23 protein-coding genes, 2 tRNA genes and 3 rRNA genes are annotated in these 23644 nt (G+C 57.9%); 13 read left to right on the top strand and 15 right to left on the bottom strand.

Annotation, left to right across the window (positions count from 1 at the left end):
• Positions 1-33 precede the first annotated feature (33 nt).
• The 5 genes from metW to AB6K10_RS05450 all read right to left on the bottom strand — a co-directional run bounded on the left by metW (position 34) and on the right by AB6K10_RS05450 (position 4172).
• On the bottom strand, positions 34-630 hold the full coding sequence (metW, locus tag AB6K10_RS05430; RefSeq protein WP_159340815.1) for a methionine biosynthesis protein MetW: 597 nt from the start codon (positions 628-630) through the stop codon (positions 34-36).
• A complete protein-coding gene (locus tag AB6K10_RS05435; RefSeq protein ID WP_339118137.1) occupies positions 630-1826 on the bottom strand; it encodes a homoserine O-acetyltransferase in 1197 nt (398 codons plus the stop codon). Before AB6K10_RS05435 ends, metW begins: the two co-directional genes overlap by 1 nt.
• A 73-nt stretch (positions 1827-1899) precedes the next feature.
• The gene (locus AB6K10_RS05440) at positions 1900-2493 is read right to left on the bottom strand and encodes a YggT family protein (protein ID WP_285264234.1); all 594 of its coding nucleotides are present in this window, start codon (positions 2491-2493) and stop codon (positions 1900-1902) included.
• Positions 2494-2557: 64 nt separating this feature from the next.
• Positions 2558-3385 carry a pyrroline-5-carboxylate reductase gene (gene proC / locus AB6K10_RS05445; protein ID WP_339118138.1) on the bottom strand — a complete coding sequence of 276 codons (828 nt, stop codon included), beginning with the start codon at positions 3383-3385 and terminating at the stop codon, positions 2558-2560.
• 88 nt (positions 3386-3473) lie between these two features.
• On the bottom strand, positions 3474-4172 hold the full coding sequence (locus AB6K10_RS05450; protein ID WP_305947978.1) for a YggS family pyridoxal phosphate-dependent enzyme: 699 nt from the start codon (positions 4170-4172) through the stop codon (positions 3474-3476).
• 33 nt (positions 4173-4205) lie between these two features.
• Here AB6K10_RS05450 and AB6K10_RS05455 point away from each other — a divergent pair, with 33 nt between their 5' ends.
• Together AB6K10_RS05455 and AB6K10_RS05460 are read left to right on the top strand one after the other, a co-directional pair.
• Positions 4206-5249, top strand: coding sequence for a type IV pilus twitching motility protein PilT (locus AB6K10_RS05455; protein WP_339118139.1), 1044 nt, complete (start codon positions 4206-4208; stop codon positions 5247-5249).
• 24 nt (positions 5250-5273) lie between these two features.
• Positions 5274-6437 (top strand): PilT/PilU family type 4a pilus ATPase, encoded by a 1164-nt coding sequence (locus tag AB6K10_RS05460; protein ID WP_339118140.1) that lies wholly within the window; start codon positions 5274-5276, stop codon positions 6435-6437.
• A gap of 12 nt (positions 6438-6449) precedes the next feature.
• On the opposite strand, the gene AB6K10_RS05465 is transcribed toward AB6K10_RS05460, so the two are convergent.
• Positions 6450-7592 (bottom strand): anhydro-N-acetylmuramic acid kinase, encoded by a 1143-nt coding sequence (locus tag AB6K10_RS05465; RefSeq protein WP_339119598.1) that lies wholly within the window; start codon positions 7590-7592, stop codon positions 6450-6452.
• Between the two features lie 116 nt (positions 7593-7708).
• Here AB6K10_RS05465 and tyrS point away from each other — a divergent pair, with 116 nt between their 5' ends.
• From tyrS to AB6K10_RS05500, 7 genes are all read left to right on the top strand, one after another.
• On the top strand, positions 7709-8908 hold the full coding sequence (tyrS, locus tag AB6K10_RS05470) for a tyrosine--tRNA ligase (protein WP_253019158.1): 1200 nt from the start codon (positions 7709-7711) through the stop codon (positions 8906-8908).
• 455 nt (positions 8909-9363) lie between these two features.
• A 16S ribosomal RNA gene (locus AB6K10_RS05475) occupies positions 9364-10896 on the top strand.
• A gap of 86 nt (positions 10897-10982) precedes the next feature.
• Positions 10983-11059: transfer RNA gene (locus tag AB6K10_RS05480), tRNA-Ile, on the top strand.
• Between the two features lie 107 nt (positions 11060-11166).
• Positions 11167-11242 (top strand) — tRNA-Ala (locus tag AB6K10_RS05485).
• Positions 11243-11455: 213 nt separating this feature from the next.
• Positions 11456-14346, top strand: a 23S ribosomal RNA gene (locus AB6K10_RS05490).
• Between the two features lie 142 nt (positions 14347-14488).
• Positions 14489-14604: ribosomal RNA gene (rrf, locus tag AB6K10_RS05495) — 5S ribosomal RNA — on the top strand.
• The 16S, 23S and 5S rRNA genes sit together here with 2 tRNA genes alongside, the layout of an rRNA operon.
• Before the next feature lie 286 nt (positions 14605-14890).
• Positions 14891-15079 carry a hypothetical protein gene (locus AB6K10_RS05500; protein ID WP_159340823.1) on the top strand — a complete coding sequence of 63 codons (189 nt, stop codon included), beginning with the start codon at positions 14891-14893 and terminating at the stop codon, positions 15077-15079.
• Positions 15080-15176: 97 nt separating this feature from the next.
• On the opposite strand, the gene AB6K10_RS05505 is transcribed toward AB6K10_RS05500, so the two are convergent.
• Complete coding sequence (locus AB6K10_RS05505; RefSeq protein ID WP_159340824.1) at positions 15177-16025, bottom strand: Tim44 domain-containing protein; 849 nt, start codon at positions 16023-16025, stop codon at positions 15177-15179.
• A gap of 142 nt (positions 16026-16167) precedes the next feature.
• Between AB6K10_RS05505 and AB6K10_RS05510 the strand changes: the two genes are divergently transcribed.
• Positions 16168-16743 carry an isochorismatase family protein gene (locus tag AB6K10_RS05510; RefSeq protein ID WP_339118141.1) on the top strand — a complete coding sequence of 192 codons (576 nt, stop codon included), beginning with the start codon at positions 16168-16170 and terminating at the stop codon, positions 16741-16743.
• A 2-nt stretch (positions 16744-16745) separates the two neighbouring features.
• Here the strand turns inward: AB6K10_RS05510 and yaaA are convergent, their stop codons facing one another.
• Positions 16746-17525 carry a peroxide stress protein YaaA gene (gene yaaA / locus AB6K10_RS05515; protein WP_339118142.1) on the bottom strand — a complete coding sequence of 260 codons (780 nt, stop codon included), beginning with the start codon at positions 17523-17525 and terminating at the stop codon, positions 16746-16748.
• A gap of 123 nt (positions 17526-17648) precedes the next feature.
• Complete coding sequence (locus AB6K10_RS05520; RefSeq protein WP_159340827.1) at positions 17649-18680, bottom strand: NADP(H)-dependent aldo-keto reductase; 1032 nt, start codon at positions 18678-18680, stop codon at positions 17649-17651.
• A 249-nt stretch (positions 18681-18929) separates the two neighbouring features.
• Between AB6K10_RS05520 and AB6K10_RS05525 the strand changes: the two genes are divergently transcribed.
• A complete protein-coding gene (locus AB6K10_RS05525) occupies positions 18930-19424 on the top strand; it encodes a tetratricopeptide repeat protein (protein WP_159340828.1) in 495 nt (164 codons plus the stop codon).
• 38 nt (positions 19425-19462) lie between these two features.
• On the top strand, positions 19463-19969 hold the full coding sequence (locus AB6K10_RS05530; protein WP_159340829.1) for a hypothetical protein: 507 nt from the start codon (positions 19463-19465) through the stop codon (positions 19967-19969).
• Positions 19970-19986: 17 nt separating this feature from the next.
• Here the strand turns inward: AB6K10_RS05530 and AB6K10_RS05535 are convergent, their stop codons facing one another.
• From AB6K10_RS05535 to AB6K10_RS05555, 5 genes are all read right to left on the bottom strand, one after another.
• Positions 19987-20532, bottom strand: a complete 546-nt coding sequence (locus AB6K10_RS05535) for a TIGR00730 family Rossman fold protein (protein ID WP_339118143.1) — start codon at positions 20530-20532, stop codon at positions 19987-19989.
• Between the two features lie 46 nt (positions 20533-20578).
• Complete coding sequence (locus tag AB6K10_RS05540) at positions 20579-21100, bottom strand: DUF501 domain-containing protein (protein ID WP_253019146.1); 522 nt, start codon at positions 21098-21100, stop codon at positions 20579-20581.
• A gap of 12 nt (positions 21101-21112) precedes the next feature.
• A complete protein-coding gene (locus AB6K10_RS05545) occupies positions 21113-21415 on the bottom strand; it encodes a hypothetical protein (RefSeq protein ID WP_139528238.1) in 303 nt (100 codons plus the stop codon).
• Positions 21416-21454: 39 nt separating this feature from the next.
• Positions 21455-21862, bottom strand: a complete 408-nt coding sequence (locus AB6K10_RS05550) for a thioesterase family protein (RefSeq protein ID WP_159340832.1) — start codon at positions 21860-21862, stop codon at positions 21455-21457.
• A 66-nt stretch (positions 21863-21928) separates the two neighbouring features.
• A complete protein-coding gene (locus AB6K10_RS05555) occupies positions 21929-22735 on the bottom strand; it encodes a hypothetical protein (RefSeq protein ID WP_159340833.1) in 807 nt (268 codons plus the stop codon).
• A gap of 109 nt (positions 22736-22844) precedes the next feature.
• On the opposite strand from AB6K10_RS05555, the gene AB6K10_RS05560 reads away from it, so the two are divergent.
• Positions 22845-23204, top strand: a complete 360-nt coding sequence (locus AB6K10_RS05560) for a hypothetical protein (RefSeq protein ID WP_159340834.1) — start codon at positions 22845-22847, stop codon at positions 23202-23204.
• Here the strand turns inward: AB6K10_RS05560 and AB6K10_RS05565 are convergent.
• Positions 23201-23632, bottom strand: coding sequence for a hypothetical protein (locus AB6K10_RS05565; RefSeq protein WP_159340835.1), 432 nt, complete (start codon positions 23630-23632; stop codon positions 23201-23203). The two genes, AB6K10_RS05560 and AB6K10_RS05565, sit on opposite strands and share 4 nt — an antisense overlap.
• Positions 23633-23644 lie beyond the last annotated feature (12 nt).

The raw sequence follows: 23644 nt of genomic DNA on the forward strand, positions 1-23644 counted from the left end.
GTGTCTCCTCTCATGGGTGAGGTAAGTGCGGTATTAGGCGCGTCGGCGCACTCGGAAAATGGCGATTTCACCAAACAGATTAGGCCACCACTTCGAGGTCCAGTGTCCCTTGTGGTCGCCAACGCCCACGGCGCGGTCAACAATCACCAGCCCTTTCTCTTTGCACAGGTGCTCGAAGTCGTTAAACGTCGATAGGTGGATATTGGGGGTGTCGTACCACGCGTGGGGCAGCGATTTTGACACCGGCATGTAGCCGCGTAACCCCAGGTGAATGCGATGACGCCAGTAGGCGAAGTTAGGGAAGGTGATGATTCCCTCCTCGGCTACTCGCAGCATTTCATCGAGCATTTTGTCCGGGCGGCGCAGCGCTTGCAGCGCCTGGGTCATGATGACCTGGTCATAGCTGTTATCGCAGAAGCTGCCCAGGCCGTCATCCAGGTTATGCTCGATCACGTTGACGCCGCGTGCCACGCATTGGGTGATGCCGTCGGGGTCGATCTCTAACCCATAGCCGGTCACACCTTTCTCTTGGGCCAGTCGCTCCAGCAGAATGCCGTCGCCGCAGGCCAAGTCCAAAACGTGTGCACCTTGGGGAACCCAGTCGTAAATCAGTTCAAGATCCGTGCGCATTAGCGTGTTTCCTCCGCGCCTGCGGCGTCTAGGTGCTGCTCTCGGGCGACGCGGCCCATAAAGGCGCTGAACAGCGCTTGATAACGCGGTTCCGGCAATAAGAAGGCATCGTGCCCGTGGGGCGATTCAATGTTGGCATAGCTCACCGATTTGCCCGCGCGCGTCAGCGCATCCACCAACTCCCGGGAGCGCGACGGCGGGAAGCGCCAGTCGGTGGTAAAGCTGACGATCAAAAAGGGGCACTGCGCCGGTGCCAGGGCGCAGGCAAGATCGCCGTCGCAGCTGGCCGCCGGGTCGAAGTAGTCCAACGCTTTGGTCATCAGCAGGTAGGTATTGGCATCGAACGCAGTCGAGAAGGTATCGCCCTGATAGCGCAGGTACGACTCCACCTGGAACTCGACGTCGAAGCCAAAGTTCAAATCATCGCTGCGCAGGTCGCGGCCAAACTTGCTGCCCATGGCGTCTTCGGAGAGATAGGTGATATGTCCGACCATGCGGGCCAGCTTTAGCCCCCGTTTGGGCACGGTGTCGTGTTCGGCGTACCAACCGTCGAAGAACTCCGGGTCTGAGCGGATGGCTTGGCGGGCGACCTCGTTGAAGGCGATGTTCTGCGCCGAGAGGCGCGGCGTGGCCGCAATGACGACGGCATTGGCAACGCGTTCGGGGTAGGTGATCGTCCACTGCAGCACCTGCATGCCGCCCAAACTGCCGCCCACTGCCGCTGCCCAGCGCTCGATGCCCAGATGGTCGGCGAGACGCGCTTGGCTGGTGACCCAATCGCTCACTGTCACCACGGGGAAGTCAGGGCCCCACTGGCGGCCGGTGTCCGGGTTATGGCTCACCGGGCCGGTACTGCCGTGGCAGCCGCCCAGGTTGTTCAGCGACACCACGAAAAAGCGATTGGTGTCGATGGATTTACCGGGGCCGATATGAGCATCCCACCAGCCAGGTTTGCGATCATCAGCGGTGTGATAGCCCGCAGCGTGATGATGCCCCGACAGCGCGTGGCAAATCAGCACCGCATTAGAGCGCTCGGCGTTCAGCGTGCCGTAGGTCTCATAGATCAGTTCGTACTCCGGCAGCGTCTTGCCGCAGGCAAGCGGCAGCGGCGTATCAAACTTAACCACGTGAGGGGTCACAAGGCCAACGGAGTCCGCTGGCCGGTCGTCATAAGCAAGAGTGTCTGAATCAGGCATCGAAAGCGCTAGTCCTGCAAAAATAAGTCCTGCAAAAAGTAAGCTCGGGGCGTTCGTTGCATCGATAGGCGCGTTATAGCCCTACGAGTGCCCCCGAAATGCCTGCTGCACGAATCAGCGAGCCCACCACAACGCCGTCTACCAGGTTGATGGCGATAAAGACCACGATTGGTGAAAGATCGATCATGCCTAGCGGCGGAATCACTTTTCTCACTGGAGCCATGATCGGCTCGACCAACTGCATCACCAGCAGTGCGCCGGGGTGGCTGGCATTCGGCGCGACCCAGCTCAGAATGATCATCACGATCATGGCAAAGAAGTAGATCTTCAAGATGGCGTTGGCCAGCGCGGCCACCCCGGCAATCAGCAGCCCTGCAACGGGCGGCATGCCCACGCCGATCACCATGAAAATGGCAATCATACTGACGACTTTCAGCACGAAACCGGCCGCCAGAGTGGCAAGATCAAAGCGACCAGCGACCGGCCCTAAAAAGCCTTGGAATAGTCCCACGACTGGCTGGGTGATTTTGACCACCGACTGGCTGAGTGGGTTGTAGTAATCCGCCCGGGATGCCTGCAGCAAAAAGCGCAGCATCAACAGAAACAGATAAATATTGATCAGCGAGTTCACCAGCATTAATCCGGCGCTGCCTAATTGACTTCCCATTGCGGCTTCTCCTCAAACATATCGTTCTTATGGCGTCATTCACGGCTCGTTAGCGGCGTGTGACTCATTCGTGTCCGCTGAGCTCTTTGGACATGGCATCGGCGCGCTCGGCGCAGGCCTGCATGGCGTCGGCGATGATCGTGCGCAGGTGCGCCTCTTCCATATGCGCAATAGCGCGCTCGGTAGTGCCGCCGGGTGACATGACGTTCTGCTTCAAGGTAGCCGGGTCTTTGTCGCTGCGCTGGGCCATGGTGGAGGCCCCCAAGGCGGTTTGAATGGCCAAGCGGCGGGCGGTTTCAGCAGGCAGGCCGAGCTTCACGGCGGCCTCTTCCATGGCTTCAAACATCAAGAAGAAGTAAGCCGGGGCGCTGCCGGAAACCGCGGTCACCGCATCCAGTAAACGCTCTTCCTCGACCCACTCGACAATGCCCACGGCTTCCATCAGCTGCGTGGCGAGGGTGCGCTGGGCATCGCTGACCGCCGCGTTGGCGTACAGGCCGCTGGCGCCGATACCGACCAGTGACGGGGTGTTGGGCATGCAGCGCACCAGGGCGTTGCCGCCGCCCAGCCACTGGTCGATGGTGTTGGCATCCAGGCCTGCAGCAATGGACATTACCAGCGGCGCCTGCTGCTGAACGCTTTCACGCAGGGCTTCACAAACGCCGCGCATGATCTGCGGTTTGACCGCCAGCACGACCACATCTGCACCGCTGACCGCTGCACTGTTGTTGGTGTGGGTATGAATACCCAGGCGCGCCGCGAGCGGAGCCAGTTCGCTTTCGTTGGGTGCCGTGGCGGTGATGTCGCTAGGTGAGACACCGCTTTCGATCAGGCCGCCGATAATGGCACTGGCCATATTGCCTGCGCCAATGAAGGTGATCTTGCTCGCCATGGGGGTATCCTTTTTTGCAAATGGCTGCGTCTTGCAGCGTGTAAAGTAAACCGTGTGTTGTGTGAGCCGCGTGCTGTGTGAACCGTAGTTAGCCCCGTGCGCCAAAAATGGCGGTGCCTAAACGTACCAGCGTGGCGCCTTCTAAGACAGCCGCTTCTAAATCGTCGCTCATGCCCATCGAGAGCGTATCCAGCGGTGCCTCAGGCAGTGCCGCTTGGAGCTCTTCCAAGAGCTGGCGCAGCGCTGCCAGCGGCTGGCGCTGTGCCTCTAGCGTCTCCGCCGGGGCGGGAATCGCCATCAGCCCGCGCAGGGCGAGGCCTGGCAGGGCGGCAGTCTCTTGGGCCAGCGCTAAGGCGTCTTCCGGCAGCACGCCGGATTTTGTGGCCTCGCGGCTAATATTGACCTGCAGGCATACGTTTAGCGGTGGTAACGCTGCCGGGCGCTGTTCGCTCAGGCGTTTGGCGATCTTTAACCGGTCAACGCTGTGTACCCAGGCAAACTGCTCGGCCACAGCGCGGGTCTTGTTCGATTGCAGCGGGCCAATGAAGTGCCACACAATGCCGTCAAGATCCTCAAGCGCCGCTTGTTTATCCAGCGCCTCTTGTAGGTAGTTTTCACCAAACTCGCGCTGGCCGTGCTGCCACGCTTCGCGCAGCATCTCGGCGGGCTTGGTTTTGCTCACCGCCAGCAGGGTGGCGCTGGTGGGCGAGCGTCCGGCATCCTCAAGCGCCCGGCGCAGGCGTTCACGCGCAGATGCAAGTGACTCGGGGAGCGCGTTGTCTGTCATACTCAAGCACCTTACCGCAGCTGGGAAAGAGAGATGGATATTACCGAACTGCTGGCATTCTCGGCAAAGCAGAATGCATCCGACCTGCACCTTTCGGCGGGACTGCCTCCCATGATACGTGTTGATGGCGATATTCGTCGGCTTAATGTGCCCGCCATGGAGAACAGCGACGTTCGGCGGCTGATCTACGACATCATGAACGATCGGCAGCGCCGCGACTATGAAGAGCACTTAGAAGCGGACTTCTCGTTTGAGGTGCCGGGCGTGGCGCGCTTTAGGGTCAATGCCTTTAACCAGGCACGCGGGGCGGGGGCGGTGTTCCGTACCATTCCCAATAAGGTGCTTTCCATGGACACCTTGGGCATGGGCGAGGTGTTCCAGCGCCTTTCGATGCTACCCAGGGGATTAGTGCTAGTGACCGGGCCCACGGGATCGGGCAAAAGCACGACCTTGGCGGCGATGATCGACTACATCAACGAACAGCGCTTCGAGCATATTCTAACCATCGAAGACCCAGTGGAGTTTGTGCACACCAGCAAACGCTGCCTGATTAATCAGCGGGAGGTTCACCGCGACACCCATAGCTTCTCTGGGGCGCTGCGAAGCGCGCTGCGCGAAGATCCGGACGTGATTTTGGTAGGCGAGCTTCGCGATCTCGAAACGATCCGTTTAGCGCTGACTGCGGCTGAAACGGGACACTTGGTGTTTGGTACGCTGCACACGACCTCGGCGGCGAAAACCATCGATCGGATCATCGATATATTCCCCGGTGAAGAGAAATCCATGGTGCGCTCAATGCTGTCTGAATCGCTCCAGGCGGTTGTCTCGCAAACGTTGTTGAAGCGTCAGGGTGGCGGGCGCGTGGCGGCCCACGAGATTCTGATTGCCACGTCTGCGGTGCGTAACCTCATTCGCGAAGATAAAGTGGCGCAGATCTACTCCGCTATCCAGACCGGCGGCGCACTGGGAATGCAGACCCTGAATGCCTCGCTCGCCAAGCTGGTTAAAGAGGGCGTGGTGAGTATGGAGGAAGCCCAAGTAAGAGCTAAAGGCACGCTGACGTTAAAAGATGAGTAAGGCGGCAAAAGGATAATAGACGCGATGAGTGAGCCAGCCAGCGGTATGACCGCGACCCAGTGGCTGCACCAACTGCTGGGCATCATGGTCGAGCAGCAGGCCTCTGACCTGCTGATTTCGGTGGGCGCGCCGCCCAGCTTGAAAACGCCCAAGGGGCTGATGCCGCTGGGGCGTCAGCCGCTCTCCTCTAGCCAGGTGCGTAGCCTGGTGCTGAATGCGGTTCCCGAGAAGCAGCGGGAGCGATTTCAAGAGGAGCACGAGGCGAACTTTGCCCTAAGCTTGGAGAGTGCGGGGCGGTTTCGGGTAAGCGCCTTTCAACAGCGTAACGAGCCCGCCATGGTGGTGCGCCGTATTGCGCAGACCATTCCGACCCTTAGCGCGCTGGGCGTGCCTAGCCAGTTGGCGACGTTGGCCAATGCCAAACGCGGGCTGGTGCTAGTGGTAGGCGGCACGGGAACGGGGAAATCCACTACCCTGGCGGCGATGATTCAGGAGCGCAACGCCTCAGTCGGTGGGCACATCATCACCATTGAAGACCCCATCGAGTACCTGCATCCGCATCAGCGAGGCATCGTTAATCAGCGCGAAGTGGGGGTGGATACGGAGTCCTTCGAGGTGGCGCTGAAAAATACGCTACGCCAAGCGCCGGATGTGATCTTGATTGGCGAAGTTCGTACCCGCGAGACCATGGAGCACGCCCTCACTTTCGCGGAAACAGGGCATCTCTGTTTGGCGACGCTGCACGCCAACAACGCCAACCAGGCGTTGGAGCGCATCCTTCACCTCTTTCCCCATGAGCGGCACGAGCAGGTGCTGATGGATCTGTCGCTGAATCTGCGTGCCGTGGTCGCGCAGCAGCTGCTGCCTACTCAGCAGGGCGGCCGCTGCGCGGCGATTGAGATTCTGCTCTCGTCGCCACGGGTGGTGGATCTGATCCGTAAAGGGCGTATTGATGAATTAAAGCAGGCCATGGCAGGCTCCCGCGACGCGGGGATGCAAACTTTCGATCAGGCGCTTTACACGCTTTATCAAGCGGGCCAAGTCAGCCAGCAAGTGGCGCTGGCCCATGCGGATTCCGCCAACGACCTGCGGCTGATGATCAAGCAGGGCGACGCCGCCGCCAGCGGTAAGCCGTTAGATGCGCAGGTGCCGTCTCATCTTGCTCTGCGCGACGGTGACGATTATTGATGGCCTTCGCCGCTAGGGGGCGTAAATGCCGCCCAATACCCGCGGGCCGCTGGCGCCAGTCACGGAAGGCAGGTTGCCGGGTAGCCCGTGCAGGCGCTGGTGGGCGAGCCAAGCAAAGGCTCCTGCTTCAATCCAATCTTCCGGCCAGCCCAGCGTAGCGGGGGAGAGCAGCGTGACCTTGGGCAGGTGCGCGGCTAGCCTTTCCATCAAATAGGCATTGTGAGCACCGCCACCGCCCACCAGTAGCGTGGCGCTGGGCTGGCTTAGCGGCAGTTGGGCCACCCCTTGCGCGACACTCACCGCCGTCAGTTCGGCCAGCGTTGCCTGAACATCACGGGGGGCTTCGTCGCCAGTGAGGTGGTCGCTCAACCACGCTAAGTGAAACAGCTCGCGCCCGGTGCTGCGCGGCGGCGGCTGATGAAAAAAGGGTTCTTGCAGCAGGCGGGCGAGCAGCGCTTGGTCGATTTGCCCGCTGGCCGCCCAAGTACCGTTCTCATCAAATCGCCCGGTGTGATGCTTGGCAAACCAGGCATCCAGCAGCACGTTCGCCGGTCCGGTATCGAAGCCCACCACGGCGCGCTCCTGCTCTTGAGGAAGCCACGTAAGGTTGGCAAAACCGCCCAGGTTCAGCACGAGCTGTTCGCCTGGGCGCTGCCCAAACAGCGCTTGGTGGAAGGCGGGTGCTAAAGGCGCTGCTTGGCCGCCAGCGGCCAAGTCTCGGCGGCGAAAATCGGCCACCACCGTACATCCCGTCAATTCTGCCAGCAGGCTCGGGTTATCTAGCTGTAGCGTATATGCCGGACCCCCCTGGTGACCTTGTGGCGCGTGCTCAATTGTCTGGCCGTGGCTGCCAATCGCCGTAATCTGAGCCGGGACGAGCCCCTGTTCCGTTAAGAGTTCTGTAACGGCCTGGGCCTGGAGGCGGCAAAAGGCATTCTCGGCGGCGGCCAGTTCGGCAAAGCGCGCTGCTGGCGCGTGGCAAAGGTGCAGTAGCTGCGCGTGCAGCGTATCGGGCATGGCAACGGCGGCCGTGGCTAATAGCTTAGGTGGCGTGCCAGGAGTGATGGCGACCAGGGCGGCATCAATGCCGTCCAAGCTGGTGCCTGTCATGAGCCCGATATAGTAGGCCGTCGGTGTGGAGGAAGCGGTTTTCATCATGCGAGTCATCCAAAACGGGGTGAAGGCTCAACCAAGGCGGTGGAGCGTGATAACATCGCCCACTATTGATTATTTAAACGCCTTTAACGGCACATAGTACATGGAGAGAGGCAATGAGTGAGGTGGATCAGGCGTTAGCGCTGCTGTCGCGGGGGACGCATGAAATCCTGGTAGAAGACGAGCTGCGTAAAAAGCTCGCGTCTGGTCGCAAGCTGCGTATTAAAGCAGGGTTCGACCCTACAGCACCTGATTTGCACCTGGGCCACAGCGTACTGCTGACCAAAATGCGCCAGTTCCAAGATCTTGGTCACACCGTTATCTTTTTGATTGGTGATTTCACTGGCCGCATTGGTGACCCGACCGGTAAAAACGTCACCCGCAAGCCGCTGACCGAAGCCGACGTCAAGGCGAACGCAGAAACCTATAAAGAGCAGGTGTTCAAAATCCTCGATCCAGAAAAGACCGAGGTGCGCTTCAACGCCGAGTGGTTTGGCGAGCTAAGTGCCGCCAAGATGATCGAGCTGGCCGCGCAAAGTACTGTAGCGCGGATGCTGGAGCGCGATGACTTTGAAAAGCGCTACAAAGCCAACCAGTCCATCGCCATTCATGAATTCCTCTACCCGCTGGTGCAGGGGTACGACTCGGTCGCGCTGGAAGCCGACGTGGAACTGGGCGGTACCGACCAGAAATTCAATCTGCTCATGGGGCGCGAGATTCAGAAGCACTTCGGTCAGGAGCCCCAGGTGGTCATTACCATGCCGCTATTGGAAGGTCTGGACGGCGTGCAGAAAATGTCCAAGTCGCTTGGCAACTACGTGGGCGTGGATGAAGCACCGGGGTCCATGTTCAATAAGCTGGTCTCCATGCCCGATAGCTTAATGTGGCGTTACTTCGAGCTGCTCTCGCTCAAATCGAACGAAGAGATCGAGGCGCTGAAGCAGAGTGTCGAGCAGGGTGCGAATCCTCGCGATGTGAAAATGGAGCTGGCTCGTGAACTCATCGCTCGTTACCACGGTGATGAAGCCGCCGCGAATGCGCACAAGTCGGCGGGTAACCAACTGGCCGATGGTGAGCTGCCGGAAGACCTGCCGGAAGTAGAGGTCGATTTCGAGGGTGGCGAGCAGGCGCCGATTGCAGCCGTGCTCAACCGCTCTGGTCTGACCAAAAACAGCGCGCAAGCGAAAGACATGCTGAAAAACGGCAGTGTCAAAGTGGATGGTGAGGTCGTTGCTCAAGACACCATGCTCGCCACTGGTAAAGTGTATGTGATTCAAGCGGGCAAGAAGCGTTACGCTCGCGTGACCCTGGTGTGAACTTTCTGAAAACTTTTTCACATTAGCTCTTGCCAACCCGGCTTCGAATCCGTAAAGTACGCATCCGCTGCCGGGGACGCCAAGCGTTACCAGCGGTGAATGAGGTTGAAAACCTCTGGTTTGTCAGGAAGTTAGCATCGTCTCGTTATTGATTGGATCGCTCGCTTTACTCGCTGAAAACAGCGGTTGACAAACACCACGGAATGCGTAGAATACGCCTTCCTCGCTAAGGCAACACGGTTCAGGTCATCGAGCCGGCACAGCGAAACAGCTCTTTAACAATTTGATCAGGTAATTCATGTGGGCGCTTGCCGATGAGGGTGAATCATCACCTATTATCAAGGCAAGCGACTCGTCAAACAGGCTTCGGCCTAATGAATGAATTCGTTTGACCCTTGAGCCAAGTTTGGTTCGCTTCTGTGACCTCGGTCACAGGCAAGAACCGCATTGATCTTAAACTGAAGAGTTTGATCATGGCTCAGATTGAACGCTGGCGGCAGGCCTAACACATGCAAGTCGAGCGGTAACAGATCCAGCTTGCTGGATGCTGACGAGCGGCGGACGGGTGAGTAATGCATAGGAATCTGCCCGATAGTGGGGGATAACCTGGGGAAACCCAGGCTAATACCGCATACGTCCTACGGGAGAAAGGGGGCTTCGGCTCCCGCTATCGGATGAGCCTATGTCGGATTAGCTAGTTGGTGAGGTAAAGGCTCACCAAGGCAACGATCCGTAGCTGGTCTGAGAGGATGATCAGCCACATCGGGACTGAGACACGGCCCGAACTCCTACGGGAGGCAGCAGTGGGGAATATTGGACAATGGGGGCAACCCTGATCCAGCCATGCCGCGTGTGTGAAGAAGGCCCTCGGGTTGTAAAGCACTTTCAGCGAGGAAGAACGCCTAGCGGTTAATACCCGCTAGGAAAGACATCACTCGCAGAAGAAGCACCGGCTAACTCCGTGCCAGCAGCCGCGGTAATACGGAGGGTGCAAGCGTTAATCGGAATTACTGGGCGTAAAGCGCGCGTAGGTGGCTTGATAAGCCGGTTGTGAAAGCCCCGGGCTCAACCTGGGAACGGCATCCGGAACTGTCAAGCTAGAGTGCAGGAGAGGAAGGTAGAATTCCCGGTGTAGCGGTGAAATGCGTAGAGATCGGGAGGAATACCAGTGGCGAAGGCGGCCTTCTGGACTGACACTGACACTGAGGTGCGAAAGCGTGGGTAGCAAACAGGATTAGATACCCTGGTAGTCCACGCCGTAAACGATGTCGACCAGCCGTTGGGTGCCTAGCGCACTTTGTGGCGAAGTTAACGCGATAAGTCGACCGCCTGGGGAGTACGGCCGCAAGGTTAAAACTCAAATGAATTGACGGGGGCCCGCACAAGCGGTGGAGCATGTGGTTTAATTCGATGCAACGCGAAGAACCTTACCTACTCTTGACATCCTGCGAATTCGGTAGAGATACCTTAGTGCCTTCGGGAACGCAGAGACAGGTGCTGCATGGCTGTCGTCAGCTCGTGTTGTGAAATGTTGGGTTAAGTCCCGTAACGAGCGCAACCCTTGTCCTTATTTGCCAGCGCGTAATGGCGGGAACTCTAAGGAGACTGCCGGTGACAAACCGGAGGAAGGTGGGGACGACGTCAAGTCATCATGGCCCTTACGAGTAGGGCTACACACGTGCTACAATGGTCGGTACAAAGGGTTGCGAGCTCGCGAGAGTCAGCCAATCCCGAAAAGCCGATCTCAGTCCGGATCGGAGTCTGCAACTCGACTCCGTGAAGTCGGAATCGCTAGTAATCGTAGATCAGAATGCTACGGTGAATACGTTCCCGGGCCTTGTACACACCGCCCGTCACACCATGGGAGTGGACTGCACCAGAAGTGGTTAGCCTAACGCAAGAGGGCGATCACCACGGTGTGGTTCATGACTGGGGTGAAGTCGTAACAAGGTAGCCGTAGGGGAACCTGCGGCTGGATCACCTCCTTAAACGATGTCTTCCCCTCGCGGTAAGCGCTCACAATGAATTACCTGATCAGATAGTAGAGCAAACGGTTTACGCACGATCCCCTCTTGGGTCTGTAGCTCAGTTGGTTAGAGCGCACCCCTGATAAGGGTGAGGTCGGCAGTTCAAGTCTGCCCAGACCCACCAAATTTTATCGAACATATCATGCTCTTGTGCTTTGTATAGTCAGACTATGCGGTGCCATGGCATGCCTTGTGAGACATAAAATTACCGAGAGGTCAGTGTGGTCAGATGGGGCCATAGCTCAGCTGGGAGAGCGCCTGCCTTGCACGCAGGAGGTCAGCGGTTCGATCCCGCTTGGCTCCACCATTCTCGACACCGTTTGTTGTTTCGTGACCATTGATAAGTCAGGCGCATCAGCGTTGCCTTATCACTGTTCACTGAACAGTCGCTCTTTAACAATGTATATCATGCTGACATGAACGTTTATTGAAACGTTCATACGTAATTGTTAAGTGATACGTCTCAAGCGTATCCGGCAATCGTTGTCATTGCGAGATACCAGACCCCTTCGGGTTATAGGGTCAAGCAATGAAGCGCACACGGTGGATGCCTAGGCAGCCAGAGGCGATGAAAGACGTGGTAGCCTGCGATAAGGTTCGGTGAGGTGGCAAACGACCTGTGACCCGGACATCTCTGAATGGGGAAACCCACTCAGCATCAGCTGAGTATCCTACGCTGAATACATAGGTGTAGGAGGCGAACCAGGGGAACTGAAACATCTAAGTACCCTGAGGAAAAGAAATCAACCGAGATTCCCCTAGTAGCGGCGAGCGAACGGGGACCAGCCCTTAAGCATGTGACTGATTAGGCGAATACGCTGGGAAGCGTGGCCATAGTGGGTGATAGCCCCGTAGCCGAAAATCTGATCATGTGAAATCGAGTAGGTCGGGGCACGAGAAACCTTGACTGAAGACGGGGGGACCATCCTCCAAGGCTAAATACTCCTGGCTGACCGATAGTGAACCAGTACCGTGAGGGAAAGGCGAAAAGAACCCCGGAGAGGGGAGTGAAATAGATCCTGAAACCGTGTGCGTACAAGCAGTAGGAGCGGACTTGTTCCGTGACTGCGTACCTTTTGTATAATGGGTCAGCGACTTATATTCAGTGGCGAGGTTAACCGTATAGGGGAGCCGTAGGGAAACCGAGTCTTAACTGGGCGACACAGTCGCTGGATATAGACCCGAAACCGAGCGATCTATCCATGAGCAGGGTGAAGATTGAGTAACATCAATTGGAGGCCCGAACCAGGATCTGTTGAAAAAGATTTGGATGACTTGTGGATCGGAGTGAAAGGCTAATCAAGCTCGGAGATAGCTGGTTCTCCTCGAAAGCTATTTAGGTAGCGCCTCACGTATCACCGCCGGGGGTAGAGCACTGTTTCGGCTAGGGGGTCATCCCGACTTACCAACCCGAGGCAAACTCCGAATACCGGTGAGTGCGAGCGTGGGAGACACACGGCGGGTGCTAACGTCCGTCGTGAAAAGGGAAACAACCCAGACCGTCAGCTAAGGTCCCCAAATCCTGGTTAAGTGGGAAACGATGTGGGAAGGCTCAGACAGCTAGGAGGTTGGCTTAGAAGCAGCCATCCTTTAAAGAAAGCGTAATAGCTCACTAGTCGAGTCGGCCTGCGCGGAAGATGTAACGGGGCTAAACCAGGTACCGAAGCTACGGGTTCATCCTCTGGATGAGCGGTAGAGGAGCGTCGTGTAAGCCAATGAAGGTGTGTTGAGAAGCATGCTGGAGGTATCACGAGTGCGAATGCTGACATGAGTAACGATAAAGGGAGTGAAAAACTCCCTCGCCGGAAGACCAAGGGTTTCTGTTCGACGCTAATCGGAGCAGAGTGAGTCGGCCCCTAAGGCGAGGCCGAAAGGCGTAGTCGATGGGAAACGGGTCAATATTCCCGTACCGGACATGATTGCGATGGGGGGACGGAGAAGGCTAGGTGAGCCAGGCGTTGGTTGTCCTGGTGAAAGTGAGTAGGCTGGTGTCTTAGGTAAATCCGGGACGCTAAGGCCGAGACACGAAACGAACGGACCACGGTCCGGAAGTCATTGATGCCACGCTTCCAGGAAAAGCCTCTAAGCTTCAGATCATGTGCGACCGTACCCCAAACCGACACAGGTGGTCAGGGTGAGAATCCCAAGGCGCTTGAGAGAACTCGGGTGAAGGAACTAGGCAAAATGGTGCCGTAACTTCGGGAGAAGGCACGCCGGCGTAGGGTAATGGGACTTGCTCCCCGAGCCCGAACCGGTCGAAGATACCAGGTGGCTGCAACTGTTTAGTAAAAACACAGCACTCTGCTAACGCGCAAGCGGACGTATAGGGTGTGACGCCTGCCCGGTGCCGGAAGGTTAAGTGATGGTGTTAGGCCTCGGCCGAAGCTCTTGATCGAAGCCCCGGTAAACGGCGGCCGTAACTATAACGGTCCTAAGGTAGCGAAATTCCTTGTCGGGTAAGTTCCGACCTGCACGAATGGCGTAATGATGGCCACGCTGTCTCCACCCGAGACTCAGTGAAATTGAAATCGCCGTGAAGATGCGGTGTACCCGCGGCTAGACGGAAAGACCCCGTGAACCTTTACTATAGCTTCACACTGGACGCTGATGTTGCCTGTGTAGGATAGCTGGGAGGCTTTGAAACCCGGACGCCAGTTCGGGTGGAGCCAACCTTGAAATACCAGCCTGGCATCATTGGCGTTCTCACTCAGGTCCGTTATCCGGATCGAGGACAGTGTGTGGTGGGTAGTTTGACTGGGGCGGTCTCCTCCCAAAGCGTAACGGAGGAGCACGAAGGTACCCTCAGCACGGTCGGACATCGTGCAATGAGTGCAAGAGCATAAGGGTGCTTGACTGCGAGACAGACACGTCGAGCAGGTGCGAAAGCAGGTTCTAGTGATCCGGTGGTTCTGTATGGAAGGGCCATCGCTCAACGGATAAAAGGTACTCCGGGGATAACAGGCTGATACCGCCCAAGAGTTCACATCGACGGCGGTGTTTGGCACCTCGATGTCGGCTCATCACATCCTGGGGCTGAAGTCGGTCCCAAGGGTATGGCTGTTCGCCATTTAAAGTGGTACGCGAGCTGGGTTTAGAACGTCGTGAGACAGTTCGGTCCCTATCTGCCGTGGGCGTTGGATGTTTGAGAAGAGCTGCTCCTAGTACGAGAGGACCGGAGTGGACGACCCTCTGGTGTTCCGGTTGTCACGCCAGTGGCATTGCCGGGTAGCTATGGTCGGACGGGATAACCGCTGAAAGCATCTAAGCGGGAAGCCCCCTTCAAGATGAGACATCCCTGAGACCTAGAGTCTCCTAAAGGGCCCAGCGAGACCAGCTGGTTGATAGGCACGGTGTGGAAGCGCTGCAAGGCGTTGAGCTAACGTGTACTAATGGCCCGTGAGGCTTGACCCTATAACACCCAAGGGGTCTGGTCGCAGTGATAACGAACGAGTGTGAATGCACTCAGAGAACCGGATACGCATCCGCCAGCCAAAGCGCTGACGGACAAGAGACGATCACACAATACTCAGCATGATATGCATTACCTGTTACGCCTGACGACCATAGCACGCGTGAACCACCTGATCCCTTGCCGAACTCAGAAGTGAAACCGCTTAGCGCCGATGGTAGTGTGGGGTCTCCCCATGCGAGAGTAGGTCATCGTCAGGCACTTATACCGCAAAGAACCCAGCCAGTCGGCTGGGTTTTTTGTTGCGCGCTTGAAAGCGCGCCATGACCAGCCCCGGGCACCCTGTGCTCGGGGCTTTTGGGCTGTGCCTTCCGAATGTCCAAGCATTGAAAAGTGACGCCACGGGTGCACAAAGTTTCCTTGAAACGACTGTTTTAAAAAAATAAATAACAGGGAGTTACTGCTCTTTGGTGGCGGCAGGGCTGCCGAGCAACTAGTATGAGCGGGTACCTATCATTTAAGCAGCATCTCAGGAGGAGACGCGATATGAGTACCCCATTGATGAAGAAGCTAGCGGTTGCGCTACTGATGGCCATGATGATGGGCGGTTTAGCTGCCTGTGATAACCAGGGCCCTGCCGAAGAAGCAGGTGAAAACATCGATGAGAGCATGGAAGATGCAGGCGAAAGCCTAGAGGACATGGGTGAGAATATCGAAGAGTCTGCAGAGGAGTAAGAAAACGACTCTTTGCAGCGTATCGATATGCTACCGATATAAAAACAGCCGCTTAGAAGCGGCTGTTTTGCGTTTTAAGGCTTGGAAAGTAGTTTGGTCATGCACCTGGGTTTTGCTCGATACCCTGTAGATACCAAGGTGCCTGATCGCGCATGGCACGCGTCAAGTGCCACGTTTCGTTGAACTCGGTTTGCTCACCGTTCTCTTCCAAAATACCGTGGAAGATGACGGTGGCTTCGGCGTGGCCATCGTACTCATTGATATCGCCAAGCTCTGCAAACAGTCGCACGATCTCAGTGCGATTATTGGCAGGCTGCTCGGCGCGCTCCTGGCGAAGCAGGTTGTAGAGCTCTGGCGTCACGTACTCCTGGATTTGATTGAAGTCGTTATTATCCCAAGCACGCTGCAGCGTCATGAAATGCTCTTTGGCACCGCCTAGAAAACGCTCCTTGTCAAACCAAGCCGGTGTGCTTTGTAAGCCACTGGCTAAGCTGCCTGGAGACGCTGTGACGTTGTTTGGGGTGTACTGAGTCTCTTGGCGTTCGCGCTGATAGCCTGCCGGGTGGGCGGATGCAGGACGACGCTGACGCATGAAGGCGCGGAAAGCGAAGATCGCCAGCGCAGCGACGCCTACCATGACGAGCAGATCCATCAGACGCAGCTCGTCAAACGCACCACCGAAGAAGAGCGCTGCCAGCAAGCCGCCTGCCAGTAGGCCGCCCATCATGCCACCCATACCTCCACGGCGAGCAGCGGTGGCTGCGCCTGCGCCCTGCTGGGTGCTTTGGGCCTGTTGCTGTGCGGGCGTGCTAGCCGGTCGGTCAGCGGAGCGTGACACGCTACCCATGCTGCTACCACCGCCTAGGCGGCGTGCCTCCGCGTGTTCGATGGCGGCGCTAACGCCCATAACGCTCACCAATAGCATGACAAAGAATTGCCTTAACATGTTGATTCTCCAATGAGGATGCAGGTAATGCCAACTGCTTCAGTGCGAAGCAGATAGAAAAGGGTGGGCCATCAGTTTACCGTGTAATACCTCGCCTAGGTGATGGTGAGAGTCACTATAAAGACAAAAAAAGGAGCAAAAAGTGCGTTTAGATCAGGCTCGAAGCATCTTGTTGATGATCGATTTTCAGGCGGGTTTATTGCCCGTGATCGAAGGCGGTGAGGCGGCTCTTCGAGAGGCGGCTTGGCTGGCAGGTATCGCCAACCAGTTGCAGGTGCCCGTATGGCTCACCGAGCAGTATCCCGAGCGACTAGGCGGGACCGCAGCGACCCTGCTGGAGAGCTTGGACACACATACGACATGGCAGAAGCGACACTTTAGCGTGACCGAGGAGCCCGCGTTTTCGCAGGCGCTGGCAGCGTTGGGCCGCAGCCAGGTCGTGGTGTGCGGCACGGAAGCCCATATTTGCGTATTGCAAAGTGCACTGGGCCTGTTAGCGGCAGGGTATGAGGTGTTTTGGCTGAGTGAAGGGGCCGCCAGCCGCCGTCCCGAAGAGGCGCGTCTTGCGCGCGAGCGTGCCTGTGCCCAGGGGGCGGTGGCGGTGTCTGCCGATATGGTGGCCTATGAATGGCTACACTGCTGCGATACGGCCACCTTTAAAGAGATTCACCGCCGGTATTTAAAGCCAAGATCGGCGCAAACGGTCACATTTTATTAACCTTAACGCTCCGTTTCGCGACGAGTGAATACGAGCGTATCGCCTTCGGAAGCGGCGGCATCAAAGCGGTAGCCTGCCACATCGAAATCTTTGAGCGCGTTGGGGTCATTGATCTGCTGCCGAATGATCCAGGCGCTCATCAACCCCCTCGCTTTTTTCGCATAGAAACTGATGATTTTGAACGTGCCGTTTTTCTCATCCTTGAAGACGGGAGTCACCACTCGGGCATCCAGTTTTTTCGCTTCGATGGCTTTGAAGTATTCGTTGGAGGCTAGGTTTACGAGTACCTTCGACCCACTCTCGGCGATCGCGCTATTCAGGGCAGGCGTCAGGATCGGCTTCCAATAGGCGTAAAGATCCCTGCCTGCGTCGTTGGGCAGTTTGGTACCCATTTCCAGACGGTAGGCTTGGATCAAGTCCAGCGGGCGGAGCAAACCATAGAGGCCCGATAGAATGCGCAAATGCTGCTGGGCAAACCGATTGTCTGCATCGCTGAAGGTTTCGGCTTCCAGGCCAGTGTAGACGTCTCCCTGAAATGCCTGCACGGCGGGTTTGGCGTTGTCTAACGAAAAGGGTGGCTGCCACTCGGCAAAGCGAGCCGCGTTCAGGCCTGCTAGTTTGTCGCTGATGCCCATTAGGTCGCTGATTTGCTGAGGAGAGTAACCGCGTAAGATATCGATCAGCGGCTGGCTGTACTCGAGAAAATCTGGCTGGGTGACCTTCTGGGTCGTCGGGGGTGTTTCAAAATCCAGCGTTTTGGCGGGGGAAATAACGCTCAGCATGGCGTGCTCCTTGTGCCGTGACAAAAGAGGGTCGCTTCTCGGCATGAGATGCGACCACTAAATAGCTAGCAAGATTATATCAAGCCTCGGCGGCGGCCGAGGCTATCGACACGATAGGAGCCGTTAGGGGCAGGGATTCGGCATGCGACGATGGATATCGTCGATGGCGGTCAAAACGTCGTCGTCGAGTTTCAGGCTCTCACTGGCGAGGTTGCTCTCCAGCTGCTCCATCGTCGTGGCCCCAATGATATTGCTGGTCAGGAAGCTGCGTGAATTGACGAATGCCAGCGCCATTTGCGCGGGGTCGAGCCCATGCGCTTTGGCCAGATCGACGTAGGCGTGTGTCGCGGCCTCGGCTTCGGGTGATGTGTAGCGCTTGAAGCGCTCATAGAGCGTCAAGCGGCCCTTTGGCGGCTGGGCGCCGTTGAGGTACTTCCCGGACAGCACGCCAAACCCCAGCGGAGAGTAAGCCAGTAACCCGACGTCTTCGCGATGGGCAATTTCTGCCAAGCCCACTTCGAACGAACGGTTCAGCAGGTTATAAGGATTTTGGATGGAGGCAACGCGTGGCAGGCCCAGCTGGTCTGAGAGCTGCAGCATTCGCATGACGCCCCAGGGCGTTTCATTGGATAGACCGACGGCGCGAATCTTACCGGCATCGACGAGCTCTTTCAGAGCGGAGAGCGTCTCTTCCAGCGGGGTGGCGTCTTCCTGCTCCGCATGAGTGTAGCCGAGCTTGCCAAAAAAGTTGGTGTGACGGTCGGGCCAGTGCAACTGGTACAGATCTACGTAGTCCGTTTGCAGGCGCTCCAGGCTGGTATCGATGGCCTGGTGGAGGTGGTCGCGGCTCATTTTAGGGCCGCCGCGAATATGTTCTAAACCTGGCCCTGCCGCTTTGGTGGCAATGATCACATCGTCGCGAGCGCCTCGGGCTTTTAACCAGCTGCCGATATAGGCTTCCGTTAACCCTTGGGTTTCCGCCTTTGGCGGAACGGGGTACATCTCCGCCGTGTCGATAAAGTTAATACCAAACGCTACTGCGCGGTCGAGCTGTTCATGAGCCTCAGCTTCGCTGTTCTGTTCACCAAACGTCATGGTGCCTAGACACAGTCGGCTGACCTCCATTCCGGTTCTACCCAGTGGGCGCGTTTGCATGGTTGTCTCCTCGCGTGGGCGAAAACGTTGCTGGAAAGTGAGCGATGCCAATCGCCGTTACCAGCCTGTGGAAGGCATGTTAGCGAGGGTCTACAAAAGCAGCAAACCAAGAGGGTTGAGTCGGGGCGAAGGCAGGCGTATGCTTGCCAGCCCATCGACCGGCCAAGCGCCGGTTTATCGCATGGTTAGCCGTCGTGGAAGGTGAGATGGTTAGCCGAAGGTCTCAACAGATAGGCAGGGTGGTTTGCCATGCCGCAGGCATCATCGTTGTTTACCCGGTTGGAATTTCGTCTAGCCGAGCAGCTGTTTCACACCCGTTGGTTACTCCCGCGTTCACCGCGTACGCAGCGCCTCACCATGCGACTGTTCAAGCGGTGTGCCGAAGCGGGGCACCCGGATGCACAGTCCATTTATGGGCACATGTTGTTTCACCGCAGCTTGTCTCCACAGGACAAGGCGCGTGGCGCACGCTACGTACTGGAAGCGGCCCAGGCAGGCGATGTAAAGTCGCAGTATCAGGTGGCACAAATTCATGAACACGGCTGTGTGCAGTATCCCCGCCGTGAAGATTATGCGGTGACTTGGTACGCCCGTGCGGCGCAGGCAGGCCATTACCTGGCTGCGGAGCGTTTGGCGCGTGCCTACCGCTTGGGTGAGCTAGGCTTAGCAGTGGACCATGAGCAAGCCGACTACTGGCAGCGCATGGCCGAACGGCAGCCTGCGGTGGAAATGGCCGCCGCCTGAGCCCCGTATCCGGTGGCGAGACAGAAAAGAGGAAATCAGTGTCCGAGACGCTACCTACAGTGCTAGATATCGAAGCGTCCGGATTCGGGCGCGGCAGCTACCCGATCGAAGTGGGCATCGCCCGCGCCGACGGTAGCTGCTGCGCGTTTCTTATTCAGCCGTTGGATGAGTGGGTGCATTGGGATCCCAAAGCCGAACTGCTGCACGGCATTTCGCGTGAGCGGCTGATGAAAGAGGGTTACCCGGTGCGCCAAGTGGCCCAGTGGCTCAACGATGAGCTGCGGGAACTAGGTAAGGCGTATAGCGATAGTTGGGGCTACGATAACACCTGGCTGTCGTTGCTGTTTCATCACGCTGGCATGCTGCCCCGTTTTCGTCTGGAAGCGCTGCGCATCCTGCTCAGTGAAGAGCAGCAGGCGCTGTGGAGCGATACCAAAGAGTCCGTCGTGGCCGAACGGGGCATCCACCGCCACCGTGCAGGGGAAGATGCCCGACTGCTCCAGCTTACCTATCAGCGCACTCGCACACTGACTCTCAAAGCCTAATCGTAGCTCGACGTTCGTTAATCCAGCTGGGCTTCCAGCGCCTCTAAAAGACGCTCTGGCGTCGAAGCGTCGAGCAGCATGTCACGTGTCGTTTGGGCCAGAAAGCCGTGGCTGACCGTGCTATCCAAAAACGCCAGTAGCGGCGCGTAAAAGCCTTCGGTATCCAGCAGCCCCATCGGTTTGTCGTGAAGCCCCAGGTAGCCCCACGTCCAGATTTCGAACAGTTCTTCGAACGTACCAATCCCGCCCGGTAGAGCAATGAACGCATCGGCATTCGCCGCCATGGTGGCTTTGCGCTCGTGCATGTTAGGGACGCGAATCAGCTCCGTTAAGCCAAAGTGTGCCTGTTCGCGCTCGACCAAGTGATCCGGCATAACGCCGAGTACGCGACCGCCCGCCCCGAGAGCCGCATTGGCCAACTCTCCCATGAGCCCGACCCGTGCACCGCCATAGACCAAGGTGTGGCCGCGCTGCCCAAGGGCCTTGCCAAGGGAGCGCGCGGCCTGCCGGAAGGCCGGGCTGTTACCTTCCCGAGAACCGAGGTAAACACAAATACGTGACATCGTCAGGGCGTCCTTATCGCAGAGGGGTAGAGAGAAGCGGGCGGCGTTAGCCTAGGCAGCGCTGAACGTCATAGTGTTCGTCCATCCACTGGCCGATGACATTGTTCCCGCACAGATGGTGAGCGTACTGGGTGTGTAGACAGCGCACCTGCTGCCAGTTACTGATGCCGCCTACACCGCGTTCGGTGAGTACGTCGGTGTAGCCTAGGCGAGCCACCTCTTCGCGCTGAGCCTCGCTCATCGAGCGCCAGCGGGCATCGACGTAATCGCGATGACTTTGCTGATAAGCGGCGAGGAAGTCCGGCTCTTCCTGCAGACGCTGCTCGAGGGACTTGATCACGCCCACGGCTTCGATGCGCGAAATTTCGATTTTCAGCAGGTCCGAGCAGAGCCAGTACAGGGTCGGGAAAGGTTTACCATCCACGATAGGTGCCATCCGCAGTACGAGCGGCGTACCTTGGGCGTCGGTGGCTGCAACGGCTTCGATACCGCGAGGCGCTCGCCCGAGCTGTTGAGTAATGATCGCCAGCTGGCGCTCGTCGGGTGCTTGGTCGGTACGAATTACCATTGCGTCAACGTCTCACTTTCGGTCGTCTTGAACAAATTTAGTCGAACGGCCAACGGCGCGGAAAAAGCAGCGGTTGAGCTGTTCAGGAGAGGCGACGTAGCGCCACTTCTCCTCGCAGTACTCGGCGGCGCGAGCCATCAGCACGTCGTAAAGTCGATTGAACGGGGCATCATAATCGTACGGGTCTGCACCGAACAAGCGGATATGCGGGTAGTCGGCGAAGCGCTCCATGAAATAGCGCTCCAAGTCGGCTTCCACGGCGCGGTGCTGCGCCGTGTTGTCCGGATCAATCCAGAGATTATAGCGGATGGCCATGGTGACTCCTGGAAGGCCCCACCATGTCAGGCGGGGGAATTAAGCGGAAGCGGGCGCCGTCTCTAAATGCGCCAACAACGCCTCACGCAGGGCGCCCTCGATAGGAACGGCTCGCTTCTCCTGATGATCGTACTGCACCATCACCGTGTGCCCCAAGTTGGTTAGCGTACCATGCTGCCGGGCTTCCTGGGTGACGGTAAACGAGCTGTTGCCCAAACGGGTCAAGTAGGTACGGATTTCGATATCGTGGCCGTAAAACAGTTCAGCGCGGTAGTCCACTTCCATGCGCGCCATGATCAACCGCCACTGTTGGGGGTTCAGGTCGGGCGTGAAGAGTTTGAACAGGTCATTACGCGCCAGCTCGAACCACGCGGGGAGGCGCGTGTTATTGATGTGGCCCAAGGCATCCGTATCGTAAAACGCCGGTTCTATGGTGCGAGTAAACATGACGTGATCCTTATTATTAGTGTGCGAAGTAGCCCTGCTCCAGAATTAACCCAAGCGAGCGCTTGGTCAAGTGTTGCGGCGCTGGCGCCATGCCGTCAACTGCATCCAGCCAAGTAGCCACAGCGTGGCGGCGAGAAACCCCGCCAGCGTTCCCCAGAATAGCCCCAGCGTACTATAAGTATAAGAAACGCATAGGGTATAGCTGAGTAGCGAACCAAGGCCCATGGGGTAGTGCTTGATGACCGTAGCGACGGGAGCGTGACCGTGCCCCACGTGAAGAATCAGTAAAAATGGCAGCATGGTGACGGGAAACGCTGCCAGCGTGCCAGCCCATTCGGGCGGCAGCCAGTGGGCAATGCGCGTGATGACAAAAATGATGGCTGTGGCGAGTCCAGCCCGAGCCACCAGCGCGGGCCAAGAGAAGGTGCTGCTAGCGGTGCTCTTCACATCTGGAATGGTGCGAAACAGCCAGCTGAAGAGACCAATGGCGCACAGGGTGACCAGCGTACCGCTAAGGCGCGTGAAGTTGAATTGGGCCAGCAGCGTGCTGACCGCCAGCCACGCAGCAAAGCCCCCTAGCACGCCGCCCAATACCCCTTTGATGCCTGGCTGGCGGCCTGTGATGAGATACCCTGCGCCTAGCGCCATGGTCGCCGTGAATCCCGCTAGGGTATGCACGGCACTTTGGGTGGCAAAAGCAGGCGATATCTCCAAGCCGATAAAAAATAGCGCCAGTGCCGTGCCCAGCGGATAGCCCGAGAGCAGCCCAGCAATGCGGGGGCTAGCCCGCACGGCGACGGTGCCCAACCCCAGCACCATGCTGACGGAGAGGCCAAGCTTAGCCAGTTGCCAAGTGAGTGGAACGTCTACCATAGGGCGTTTTCCTTTCGTTATTATGGGGGCATGAACATGGCGCAATGGTTATTAGCGCAATGGGGATGTACCACCGTTTCATCATTATCCGTTTGGGAGGCTTGCTGCCGTGACCCATTCTCCAGACTCAGGCGCCCATGCGCTTTCCCCGCCGCCCAAGCCCGATGGTTGCGAACTTTGTCAGCGCGCATCGCCGCTGACCAAGCATCATCTCATTCCCAGAACGCTGCACAACAAGCCGCGTTATCAAAAGCGCCATAGTCGTGAGGAGCGGCTCACGGCCATCGTGTGGCTGTGCCACCCGTGCCATAAGCACATTCACCGGCTGTACAGCGAACGTGAACTGGCCGACCGCTTTGCCAGTTTGGCGGCGCTCAAGGACGATGCCGATATTCGCGCTTTCGTCGAATGGCTGGCCACCAAGCCGGCTGGTTTCAAGCCAAAATCGCCCGTGCGCAAGCGACGCTAGACCAGTCGAAGCCCTTGCTGGTCGCGCCAAGCAGCGTCCAACGCCTCGGTGAGCGGCTCGACGAGGTGGCCGGGCAGCGCGGCACGAGCCGCCTCCAGCGAATCGAACGAGCGATTGCGTAACCAACAGTAGGCCCAGGCGCAGGCTTCCTCGTCGCTTTGCGGGGTAGGCCGAGCAGGCATTTGGTTGAGGAGAAAAACGGCCGTGCGCGGTGCCCACAGGGGCATCTCGCCCTGCTGGTCTTGGCTCCACTGCTCCAGCGTGGCTCCGCTTGGCGTGGCCTCCGGAGTGCCTAATTTGGCGACCCTAGCGGTTTCCGCCAAAATCAGCGCGAGCTGGTCGGCATCCGCCTTTCCCAGCGAGCGCCATTGCCGCAACAGCGCCGAGAGGCCTGCGCGCATCTTGGTATAAAAGTCATCTTGCGGCATGCTCAGTGTCTA

The sequence above is a fragment of the Halomonas sp. BMC6 genome (genome assembly GCF_964204995.1).
GTDB lineage: Bacteria > Pseudomonadota > Gammaproteobacteria > Pseudomonadales > Halomonadaceae > Vreelandella.